General features: G+C 53.4%; 4 protein-coding genes and 3 tRNA genes. 6 read left to right on the top strand and 1 reads right to left on the bottom strand.

All coding sequences use genetic code 11. The features are described from left to right. Positions 1–34 precede the first annotated feature (34 nt). Positions 35–1,636, bottom strand: a complete 1,602-nt coding sequence (locus Q2J34_RS06735) for a CTP synthase (RefSeq protein ID WP_300969620.1) — start codon at positions 1,634–1,636, stop codon at positions 35–37. Positions 1,637–2,804: 1,168 nt separating this feature from the next. Between Q2J34_RS06735 and Q2J34_RS06730 the strand changes: the two genes are divergently transcribed. The 6 genes from Q2J34_RS06730 (at position 2,805) to Q2J34_RS06705 (ending at position 12,085) form a co-directional block, all read left to right on the top strand. Next, positions 2,805–2,878 (top strand) — tRNA-Asp (locus Q2J34_RS06730). A gap of 176 nt (positions 2,879–3,054) precedes the next feature. After that, positions 3,055–3,138 (top strand) — tRNA-Leu (locus Q2J34_RS06725). A 56-nt stretch (positions 3,139–3,194) separates the two neighbouring features. After that, positions 3,195–3,278: transfer RNA gene (locus Q2J34_RS06720), tRNA-Leu, on the top strand. Positions 3,279–3,632: 354 nt separating this feature from the next. After that, a complete protein-coding gene (locus tag Q2J34_RS06715) occupies positions 3,633–6,668 on the top strand; it encodes an ATP-dependent Clp protease ATP-binding subunit (RefSeq protein ID WP_300969619.1) in 3,036 nt (1,011 codons plus the stop codon). A gap of 30 nt (positions 6,669–6,698) precedes the next feature. Beyond that, positions 6,699–8,768: a molecular chaperone HtpG gene (gene htpG, locus Q2J34_RS06710; RefSeq protein ID WP_300969618.1), complete on the top strand. Its 2,070-nt coding sequence runs from the start codon at positions 6,699–6,701 to the stop codon at positions 8,766–8,768. 23 nt (positions 8,769–8,791) lie between these two features. Beyond that, entirely contained in the window at positions 8,792–12,085 is a 3,294-nt protein-coding gene (locus tag Q2J34_RS06705; protein ID WP_300969617.1) for a S41 family peptidase, read from the top strand. The last annotated feature ends 326 nt before the right edge of the window (positions 12,086–12,411 follow it).

Below are 12,411 nucleotides of genomic sequence, written 5' to 3'. Positions count from 1 at the left end.
CGTGTGTAAAAGAAACTGCTCGAGATGTGCGCCCCTATCGATTGCTAATTGCTGAGATAAAGGCCATAAAGATGGGACTAGGCTGCAAGACCGTGCTGCTGTACTCTGGGTGGTACTGCACACCGATGTACCAAGGGTGTCCCTCTAGCTCGAGCGCCTCAACGAGACCTGTCTCGGGATTGGTACCTACGCACTTAAAGCCAGCCTCCTCAAAGGCTGTACGGTACTGACTGTTGAACTCATAGCGGTGTCTATGTCTCTCCGAGATGAGTAGCTTGCCATAAGCAGCTGCCAGCTTAGAGCCCTCCTTGAGTTCGCACTCATAGGCACCTAGTCGCATAGAGGCTCCTAGGTCTGAGACGGCCTTCTGCTCGTCCATCAGATCAATAATCTTATTGGCCGCTGTCGGCTTGATCTCGGTCGTGTTACAGTCCTCTAGGCCCAGCACATTTTGCGCAAACTCAATCGCCATGCACTGCATACCTAGGCAGATGCCGAGCGTCGGGATCTGATGCGTACGGGTATACTCTAGGGCGATCAACTTACCCTCTACACCTCTAGAGCCAAAGCCTGGAGCCACCACGACCCCATCGTAGCCACTCAGGAGCTTCTCCACATTGTCCTTGGTGATGCTCTCGCTATGTATCGAGGTGAGCTTGAGCTTGCGATCATGATACACACAGCTCTGGAGTAGCGCCTCATCGATAGACTTGTAGGCATCCTGTAGCTCTACATACTTACCCACGAGAGCTATGTGTAGCTCCTTGGTAGCCGACTTCATCCGGTGAACGAAGTTGCGCCATCCCTCTAGCTTGGGCGTCTCGCCCACCTCTAGACCAGCCTGCTGAATCACCTGACGATCTAGCCCCTGCTCCTGCAGGAGTAGCGGTATCTCATAGATCGACGGCATATCGATACTCTGGAAGACACTCTCCTTAGAGACATTACAGAAGAGTGCCACCTTATCTAGTATCTCATTGCTCAGCTTATGCTCCGTACGAAGCACCAAGATGTCGGGCTGTATACCCTCCTCTTGGAGCTGCTTGACCGAGTGCTGCGTAGGCTTCGTCTTGTACTCCTTGGCTGCTGCGATAAAGGGGACATAAGTCAGATGAACGCAGACGCAATGGTTCTTGAGCTCCCACTTGAGCTGACGTACACTCTCCAGGAAGGGCAGTGACTCAATATCTCCGACCACACCACCTATCTCGGTGATGACAAAGTCGTAGTGATGCTTCATGCCTAGACGGCGCACGCTCCGCTTGATCTCGTCCGTGATATGCGGGATCACCTGTACCGTCTTGCCGAGGTAATCCCCGTGACGCTCCTTATTGATCACGCTCTGATAGATACGTCCCGTGGTGATGTTGTTCTCCCGAGAGGTACGGATATTGAGGAAGCGCTCATAGTGTCCCAGATCTAGATCCGCCTCATGGCCATCTTCCGTCACATAGCACTCGCCATGCTCGTAAGGATTGAGCGTACCCGGGTCGATGTTTATATACGGGTCAAACTTCTGTATCGTAACCTTGTACCCACGAGCTTGAAGCAATTTGCCAAGGCTGGCGGCTACAATGCCCTTACCAAGCGAGGAGACCACGCCTCCTGTCACAAAGATGTATCGTGTATCGGTCATAACTGTGCTATTTATATATAAGGTATCACACCCCAGTAAACTGAAGTCTGTGCAAAGGTACTAAATAGTGACCACTACGACCGCACTATTCATATATAAATCAGAGCTGACGTATTATAATCGCTCTGTCAGGGGCTACACATGAGCGACAAGCAAGGCATAGATGAGGTCACTATATATATAATGTGTCACCCCTGCTCTCTAATCTCTAACCTCTAACTTCTAACCTCTAATCTCTATTTACATCTCTTTACAGGGAAATTCGTCCGATTCTCTCCTTTCTCGAATATCCACGTGGGGAATCTCAAATCTCCACGTGGATATTTTTTCTTTTCCACGTGGGGGCGATTCATTTCTTCCGAAGTTTCATTTCATTCCTCCGAAGTTTCATTTCATTCCTCCGAAGAATTTTTTATTCTCCACGTGGGGATTTCAAAATATCCACGTGGAAATCAGTTTTCACCGACACTATGCCGTTTCGACATGTAGTATACTATAAATTATTGTAACGACCTAGCGTCAAATTTACCCAGCCTGTGCTGACGCATTATACAATATTGCTCCCCGGTAAAAGCTTGTTGAGGGAGCATCGAGTAGATCGTCCTGCAGAAATGAGCTAACTATCAGCGCCACTTGGATGAGAAGCTAGAGTTTCCTAGGTGAGAAACTGGAGTTTCATACGAAGGAAACTGTAGGTTGGTCGAATTCGAGTAGTCGGACGGCCATAATATATAATGAGCTCATCCAAGCCTCGGTTGTCGCTCATGTGTAGCTCCTGAAAGAGCGATTATAATGCGTCAGCCCTGGTCTACTCAAGGTGACAAGATCACTGCCAATAAAATATTTCTATCACGAGAACAGATGCGTCATCACCATAGGATCAATCGATAAGATCCTATTTAACAGAGGTCTAAGTCGCGGATCTGAGGTGCGCTCTTGTCACGATCGCGACTTGTGGCGCAGAAATTGACGAGGAGGCAGTTGTTAGTTTCAAAAATTGTCGTACCTTTGTCACCGCTAAGGAGCAGAGGAGCGTCGCTCTCCCCTTCGAGACATAGGCTAGTGAGCCTATCAGAAGGGATTCATTTGGAGCTTCGCAAAAAAAAAATCGCCTGTAGCTATTGCAGTGTTGATTATTTTTTGTACCTTTGCAGAGCAAAACAACCGAGGTGCGGTAGTTCAGCTGGTTAGAATACCTGCCTGTCACGCAGGGGGTCACGGGTTCGAGTCCCGTCCGCACCGCTCTGATTCCTCATACGAGGTCACAGCTTCCTGACAAGATGGTCGGCAAGTGTGACGGAGTAAGAGGATTCTTAGTCTTAAGGAGGTAGCGATCTCCTGGTTACAGCACTTTTTATAGACTCCCCATGGCTACTATGGAGAGTTTGTTATATGTACACAGGTAGTCACTGCTACAAGCCCAAGTGGCGGAACTGGTAGACGCGCTAGTTTCAGGTACTAGTAAACGCAAGTTTGTGCAGGTTCGATTCCTGTCTTGGGCACCTAAGATTACTTTAGGCGTAGTAGTTGCTGTAAGAGACTATATAATATAATGTATGCGCAGGTGGTGGAATTGGTAGACACGCTACTTTGAGGGGGTAGTGCCAGCAATGGTGTGTGAGTTCGACTCTCATCCTGCGTACTACGAGAGAGACCTATTGGATGACCTTATGCAGATGAGGCTTCAGTAGGTCTCTCTCTTTTTGCCCTACCCTATCTCTACCTACACCATTGGAGACTTTTGCAATAGTCTCCGTTGGGTCAATTTGTCCTGTCGGCTATCTGGTCTGTCTATTTCGTCTATATAGGACGTGGAGACGGCTGATGATCGTCACAGCCCTTGCCGTGGTACAGTTTTTGAGTACCTTTACACAGCGAGACTATTGCACGAGGGTGCCTAGCTGTGCTTTGCACCCGCATATATCACCTAGTGCCAGTACCCTTGCAGCGGTACGAAGCACTACATAATTCACTCTCAAGAGATAACTACAAACGCATGAATTTCACGCCATACCAAATAAGTGACCTAGTGGTCAGAGCCTTTTCTAGAGCTTGCGCTATCGGACTACGCTCGGGGAAGCAACTAGACATTTCTAGATCGCTCTTTATCGACTTAGCTCGCAGTAAAGATACCTTCCCTAGTGCCTTCATCTTGCGCACTCTGCATATACCGCTCACTCAACTGCAATATACGCTCTTTGAGGAGCCTGCGAAGAATGGCTACTACAAGCAGATCCATGACACCATCGAGCAGAGTCAGTACACGATGCCTAGTGCGGAGCTCATAAGCTACTACCACGATCAGGTCAAGGCCATTCTGGAGGGAGCGTGGGAGATCTTCCCCAATCATGATGACTTCCCAGTGATTGACGCACCGCGTATTATCGCTTATATGCTACACGAGGGGCGGCCAGACATCTACCCATGGCCATTCATCACCTCTCGTCCTGCTAAGGAGGATATCCTCGCTAGCTACGTACAGAACAGCCTAGAGCATAGTACTAAAGCGACCTCTGTCGAGGTGCAGGCGATAGCCAGTGTCGAGGCGGAGGAGCAGATGCTTCAGACGATCCTCTCCACCGCTATGGCGGGGATGCCTGACGCGTTGACAGAGGAGATGCGAGATGAGCTCGATGTCGCCGCATGGGAGGCCCCCCTTGAGAGGCTTTACTCAGCCATAACAGGTTCAGACACCCCTCAGACGAAGAAGCCTACTAGCGACCTGGATCCTAACACTATTGTCAAGCAGGTAGAGGTCTTCGTCTCTCAAAACAATCCCGACGGAGAGACGGACAAAAACTCTATGCGCGCTGTGCCACTAGAGGAGCTGCCCGAAGAGATCCAAGAGCATATCAAGGCAATCATACGTCACGAGCAGCGCAAGGTGACGCAAAACTCGGGAAGTAATCCCTTCGACCTAAACGCCGATGATGAGGGAGACAAGGAGGAGAAAGCTTCTAACAAGTCTAGCAAGCGCTCTAAGACTCCTGCGCTAGATGCCTTTGCGACCAACCTTAACCAGCTCGCTAAGGATGGCAAGCTAGACCCGATGATTGGTCGTGCTAAGGAGCTAGAGCGTATCACACATATACTCTGTCGCCGACAGAAGAACAATCCCGTGTTGATCGGCGAGGCGGGTGTCGGTAAGACAGCCGTCGCCGAGGGCTTGGCACAGCTCTTAGCGCGCGACGAGGTGAGCTACAAGCTTCGTGGCAAAGTGCTTTACAGCGTAGACTTGGCACAGATGCTAGCCGGCACACGCTACAGAGGAGACTTTGAGGAGCGATTTAAGGCGCTACTCAAGGAGGCTGAGATGCTGGGCAATACGATCCTACTCTTTGACGAGATCCACACGCTGATGGGTGCGGGCTCGACAGAGGGCAGTATGGATGCCTCCAACATGCTCAAGCCTGCTCTGGCGCGTGGCACGATACAGGTGATCGGAGCCACCACACTGGATGAGTATCGCAGGACCATTGAGAAGAATGGAGCCTTGGCGCGTCGCTTCCAGAAGGTGATGATCGAGCCAAACACACCCGAGGAGACGCTAGAGATATTGCGCCAGCTACGAGGACGATATGAAGAGTTTCACCATGTACGCTACAGCGACGAAGCTTTGGTCGCTATGGTGCGCCTGACCAATAGATATATCTACGACCGCTACTTCCCCGACAAGGCTATTGACGTCCTAGACGAGGTGGGAGCGAGTATGCACCTCAAGGGCAAAGTGGGTGAGAGCGACAAGGTCGCTTCGCTCCGACAGCAGCTGCGTACCTACCGTGCGTCTCGTGACAAGGCAGTGCGTGAGAGCAACTACGACACCGCTATGACCCTCAAAGTGCAGGAAGACTTAGTCCAGAAAGAGGTGGACGAGGAGCTCGAGAAAGCTCATGCCCAGGAGGCTGCCATCTATCTACCTGTAGATGAGGAGGCGGTCGCCAAGACGGTCTCTATGATGAGCGGGGTGCCTATCTCCAACATCAGTCAGGAGGAGCACGCTAAGCTACGCCAGATGCGCCAAACGCTCAAGGATATAGTGATCGGTCAGGACGATGCAATCGACAAGGTGGTCAAAGCGATACAGCGTAACCGCCTCGGCTTGGGTAGTGACAAGCGACCCATCGGGAGCTTCCTCTTCCTCGGTCCGACAGGTGTCGGTAAGACTTATCTAGCTAAGAAGCTTGCCGAGCTACTCTTTGACGATGAGGACGCACTCATACGTATTGATATGAGTGAGTATATGGAGTCGTTCAACGTCTCCCGTCTCGTGGGCGCAGCCCCTGGCTACGTCGGCTACGACGAAGGCGGACAGCTCACGGAGCAAGTGAGACGCAAGCCTTACTCGGTCGTACTCTTTGACGAGCTAGAGAAGGCGCACCCAGACGTTTACAATATACTCCTGCAGATCCTCGACGACGGCTTTATCACCGCTGCCGATGGTACGCACGTGAGCTTTAAGAATACGGTCATCATACTGACGAGCAACATCGGTACGCGCCAGCTCAAGGACTTTGGCGCTGGTGTCGGCTTCCGTCAGGAGGTGCAGCTCACCCAGACGGAGCAGGAGGCTTTGCTGAGCAAGCAGCTCAAGAAGCACTTTAGCCCTGAGTTCCTCAACCGCCTTGATGAGACGATCTACTTCGCCAGCCTGGAGAAGGAGGACATCCGCAAGATCGTAGACGTGGAGCTACGTCCTATCATGGCGCGTATCTCCGAGCAGGGGTACAACCTTGTGGTCACTCCCTCGGCAAAGGACAAGCTCGCCGATGTGGGCTTTGACCTAGAGTACGGTGCTAGACCGCTGAGACGCGCTCTGCGTCACTGGATCGAGGACAAGCTGACGGATCTCATCCTCGATGGTGAGGCAAATGTGGGCGACACGGTGCGTCTGCGTGTCTCTGAGGGCGAACTCCTCATGGAGGTGGACAAGCGTGCACCGCAAAAGGAGGCGCAAGCAAAGAGTGATGAAGCGACCCTAGGCTTCGCCCTACCCTCGTTTACCTCTTCCAGCCAGAAGGGCGACGAGCGGTAACCAATCAAATCAGACAAATAACTCAAGCTTATGAATAGTAATAAAGGACAAATCGGGGTTACGAGTGAAAACATATTCCCCGTCATCAAGAAGTTTCTCTATAGTGAGCATGATATATTCCTTCGTGAGATCGTATCCAACGCAGTCGATGCGACGACCAAGCTACGCGCGCTGATAGCTCGTGGCACGGAGGTGGGCAACACTGAGGACCTCCGTGTAGAGGTCCTACTAGATAAGGAGGCGCGCACACTGACCATACGAGACTACGGTATCGGTATGACTGCCGACGAGGTGGAGCGCTACATCAATCAGATAGCTTTCTCTGGAGCGGAGGACTTTCTGGAGAAGTACAAAGACGCTTCGGGCAATATCATCGGGCACTTCGGACTAGGCTTTTACTCAGCCTTTATGGTCTCCGAGCGTGTCGAGATAGACACCCTCTCCTACCAGCCAGATGCACAGCCCGTCCACTGGAGCTGTGACGGCTCACCTGCCTACGAGATGAGTACGGGTAGCCGCACCGAGCGTGGCACTGACATCATCATGCACCTAGACGAAGAAAGCAGCGAGTTCCTCGAGCAGGCACGCATCGAGGAGCTACTGACGAAGTATTGTCGCTTCCTCCCGATCCCCATCATCTTTGGCAAGAAGCAGGAGTGGAAGGACGGCAAGATGCAGGACACCGACGAGGACAATGTGATCAACGATACCAACCCGCTCTGGCTCCGCAAGCCGCAAGACCTTACGGACGAGGACTATCGTGAGTTCTACCGTAAGCTCTACCCAGGAGCTGACGAGCCACTCTTTTGGATACACCTTAATGTAGACTACCCCTTCACCCTGACCGGCGTACTCTACTTCCCCAAGGTGAGCAACAAGGTGGATCTGCAGAGCAACAAGATCAAGCTCTACTGCAATCAGGTCTTTGTGACTGACGAGGTGGAGAGCATCGTGCCTATGTACTTGACCTTGCTCCATGGTGTGATCGACTCACCAGACATCCCGCTCAATGTGTCGCGCTCGTACCTACAGTCTGACAGCAATGTCAAGAAGATCAGCAGCTACATCACGAAGAAGGTGGCTGACAAGCTGGAGGAGATCATGAAGAATGATCGCCCCACCTACGAAGCTAAGTGGCCCGACCTCTCTGTCTTCATACATTATGGTATCCTCACCGATGAGAAGATGGAGGAGCGTGCCCTCAAGTCACTACTCCTACTAGAGGATGTGGCTGGGAAGTTCTACACGCCCGAGGAGTATCGTGAGCTGGTCAAGAGCAATCAGACCGACAAGGACAACAAGCTTGTCTACCTCTACGCTACCGATCCTGAGGCGCAGTACAGCTACATACAGGCTGCCGAGGCTAAGGGGTACAACGTACTCCACATGCACGGCATGCTCGACACGCCCCTACTCAACCATCTAGAGCAAAAGTGGGAGGGCACGCACTTCGTACGTGTAGACAGCGACACGGTCGACCAATTGATCCAGCGTGACGACACGACGACCGATGCTTCCGCACATAAGACTGAGATCATGCGTAGTCTCTTTGCCAAGGCGCTCCCGATGGGCGAGGCCAACTATCAGGTCTTCCTACGCAACATGGGTCAGGAGGCTCAGCCGGCAGTGGTCACGCGTATGGAGTGGATGCGCCGTATGAAGGAGATGTCGCAGTATCAGCCTGGAGCTTCCTTCTACAACTCACTCCCCGACAGCTATTCGCTCGTGCTCAATGCCGACCACCCGCTCATCAAGAGCCTGCTAGAGGGTGAGGGCAAGGAGCTAGAGCCACAGCTGGCGTCTCTGCGCTCTCAGCTCGCTACGCTCCAAGAGCAAGTCACCGAGCTAGACAAGGAGGCCAAGGAGCAGACCGAGCCTACCGAGGAGCAAAAGAAAGAGCTACAAGAGAAGAAGGAGTCTCTCCACAAGCAGCAAGAAGAGCTACACGGCGAGATGCAAAGCTCCTTCGACCAGTATGCCGAGAAGCAGCCTATGATACGTCACATCGTCGAGCTGGCTCTACTCTCAGCTGGTGAACTAAGAGGCGTTGCCCTACAAGAGTTCATCAAGCGCACCACCGAACTTCTATCGTCTAAGTAAATACCCCTAAGAATACCCGTTTTATGAAGAGGAACACTTCCCTTTGCAAGCGTCTCCTACTCCTACTAGCCCTCTCAGCCGCCTGGCTCGTGGGGGCTGTAGCGCAGGAGACACCCCGCTGGCTACGCTATGCCCAGATCTCTCCTGATGGTAATCAGATAGCTTTTTGCTACCAAGGCGACATCTACATTGTCGATGCTATCGGTGGCGAGGCGCGTCTCCTGACTGGCTCCGATGGGTACGAGTCACACCCCACCTGGAGTCCCGATGGAAAGCGTATCGCCTTCATGAGCAATCGTGATGGGCACCGCTCCATCTACACTATGTCAGCCCTCGGTGGCGATGTCAAGCGCATCACGCACCACTCGGGCAATAGCCATACCGTCGAGTGCTACACACCCGACGGTCGTTTTATCATTATGTCCGAATCTCTCCAGCAGCCTGCCACCAGTGCGCTCAATCCTTCGGGCATCCTCTCGCAGCTCTACATGATCCCTGTCGATGGCGGCACGCCTATGCTCTACAACCCTCGTCCTCTGGAGGCTGTCACCTTCAGCCATCGTGGCGACCGCTATGTAGCGCAAGACATCAAGGGCTTTGAGAATAAGTGGCGCAAGCACCACACCAGCTCCGTCACACGAGACATTTATATAGTAGACCCCAAAAGTGGAGCCACCACAGCCTGCACACTAGAGCCTGGCGAAGACCTCTCACCCGTCTTCGGACCTGATGACCAGACCGTCTTCTTCATCAGCGAGCGTGGTAAAAGCAATTCGCTCAACGTCTGGAAGCAGCGCATCGGCGAGCAGACCGCTCAGCAGGTGACCAGCTTCCGCAATCACCCCGTGCGCTTCCTCAGCATCTCACGCTCTGGGCGGCTCTGCTTCGCCTACGATGGCGACCTCTACACCATGACCGAGGGACGCTCCCCGCAAAAGGTGCAGATCACCCTGCGCACCGAGGGTCCTAAGGACAAAGTATACCGCCGCACAGCCAGCAGTGGAGGTAGCTCCTTCACGCCCAGCAGTGACGGCAAGCAGCTAGCCTTCATCATGCGAGGTGATGTCTACGTCACCTCTGTCGAGCATGGCACGACGAAGCGCATCACCCAGAGTGCCGGCGCCGAGGAGAGTGTCACCTGGAGTCCCGACAGCAAGACGCTCGTCTACGACTCACGCCGTGACGGCAAGCATATCCTCTATAAGGCGACCATCGCTTCGGACAAGGAGCTAGACTTCGCCTCTGCTACCATCATCAAGGAGGAGCCACTCATGCCCGAGTGCAAGATGGAGCAAGCCCTCCCCCAGTACTCACCCGATGGCAAGCTGATCGCCTTCGTCGGTGACCGCAAGTGCATCTATACCTATAATGTAGAGAGCAAGAAGCTCACGCAGGTCACCAGTGGCAAGGATCAGCCCGAGATGCACGGCTACATTAGCTTCGAGTGGAGTCCTGACAGCCGCTGGATAGCCTTCGGATATACACCCAATGTGCATGCGCCCTTTGGTGACGTAGGTTTGGTAAAAGCGACCGGAGGTGAGGTGATCAACCTGACCAATACGGGTTACTTCAGCGACCTCACGGGCTGGGTTATGGGTGGCAATGCCATCCTCTTCACCTCAGACCGATATGGTATGCGCAACCACGCTTCGTGGGGCTCGATGAGCGATGCTTTCCTCGTCTTCCTCAATCGCAAGGCGTACGAGAAGTTTAACATGACACCCGAAGAGCGCGACCTCTACGACCGCGCTGGACTAGACACGCTGCAGTATGGCGCTGATCCCGTCCCTGCTGAGGAGAGTGCCAAGAAGAAGGACGAGACCAAGCCGATCGTCGTCGAGATCCAGGGCATCGAGGACCGCATCGTACGGCTCACGCCCAATTCGAGCGACCTAGCAGACGCTTATGTCGATGCCGATGGCAAGAACCTCTACTACCTCTCAGCCTTTGAGGGCGGGTACAACCTCTGGCAGACAGATCTGCGCAAGGGCAATACCTCCATGCTACGTCAGCTAGACCTCTCGGGCAGTGCCTATATGCGCCCCACGCCCAAGGGGGATAAGATCTTCGTCATATCCTCGGGCCGAGTACAGTGCTTTACGCCCGCCTCAAAGAAGTTTGAGTCAGTCAACTACCGTGCGCGTGTGGAGCTAGACAGCTACGCTGAGCGTGAGGCGATGTACGACTTTATGGTTCGCGAGGAGGGTCTACGCTTCTACCGCGCAGATATGCACGGCGTAGACTGGAAGGGGCTGACCGACCACTACCGCCAGTTCCTGCCCCACATCGCGACGAACGAGGACTTCTCCGAGATGCTCAGCGAGATCCTAGGCGAGCTCAACGTATCGCACACAGGCTCAGGCTACAGACAGAGCTCTAGCGAGCCAGCTACGGGACGCCTAGGGCTACTCTACAACTGGTACTCCCTACCCCTCGAGGGGATCATCGTCGACGAGATCGTTACGGGAGGTCCCTTTGACACCTACCTGACCAAGCTACAGCCGGGCGACCGGATCGTTGCGATCAATGGTACACGCATCGACCACCACACCGACTGGCGTGACCTCCTCGCAGGCACTACCGGCACGCTCACGGCTGTCACCTTCTATAGTAATAAGGAGCAAAAGGAAATCACCGAGGCTGTACGTCCGATCTCTTCGGGCAAGCTCTCGGGACTACTCTACAAGCGCTGGGTCAAGGCTCGCGAAGCTGAGGTGCAGCGTCTCTCTAATGGTCGTCTCGGCTATGTACACATCCCGAGCATGGGCGATGACGAGTTCCGCACCGTCTATAGCGAGGTGATGGGCAAGTACTACCAATGCGACGGTATCGTCATCGACATCCGCTACAACGGTGGTGGTCGTCTGCACGAAGACCTCGAGACCTTCTTCGGTGGCAAGGCTTATCTGCAGCAAGAGGTGCGCGGACAGGACTACTGCACGATGCCTAGCAAGCGCTGGACCAAGCCCTCAGTCATGCTCGTCTGCGAGGCTGACTACTCCAATGCACACGGCTCTCCATGGGTCTACCAAACCCTCGGCATGGGCAAGGTCGTCGGCATGCCAGTACCAGGCACTATGACCTCGGTCAACTGGGTCACCATGCAGAACCCGCTGCTCTTCTTCGGCATCCCCGCCGTAGGTTATCGCACCCAGCAGGGAGACTTCCTCGAGAATAAGCAGCTCGAGCCCGATGTCGTGGTACCGCTCGACTACAACCGCGTCCTCGAGGGACACGATAGTCAGCTAGAAGCAGCCGTACGCGTACTCCTGGAGGAGGTCAAGGCGCATCCGCAGCCCACCTTCCCCAAGCGATAAAAGCCGCAAACGAAGATAGCACCGCATCTAGTAAATGCCAACTAACTAGACAGTAAAAGGCAACTAACTAGGCAGTAAATGCCAACATACAGAGTGAGGAGCATCACACCTCCCCACTAAATCCCAAAGAGAGGAGATGTCGTCATCGGCGTCTCCTCTCTTTTTGTCGTCTCATCCGCCTTTTCTCTCGGGTCCATCGAGTGAAACTCCAGTTTCATACGGGGGGGCTAAAGTTTCCAACGGTGGAAACTGAACTTTCCAACGGTGGAAAATAAAATTTCCAGCGTTGGAAATTTATTTTTCCAAGGCTGGAAACTTTTTGGAAA

The organism is Porphyromonas vaginalis (assembly GCF_958301595.1).
GTDB lineage: Bacteria > Bacteroidota > Bacteroidia > Bacteroidales > Porphyromonadaceae > Porphyromonas > Porphyromonas vaginalis.
The sequence above is the reverse complement of the archived record's forward strand: the minus strand, read 5'-3'. Positions and strand labels throughout refer to the sequence as shown.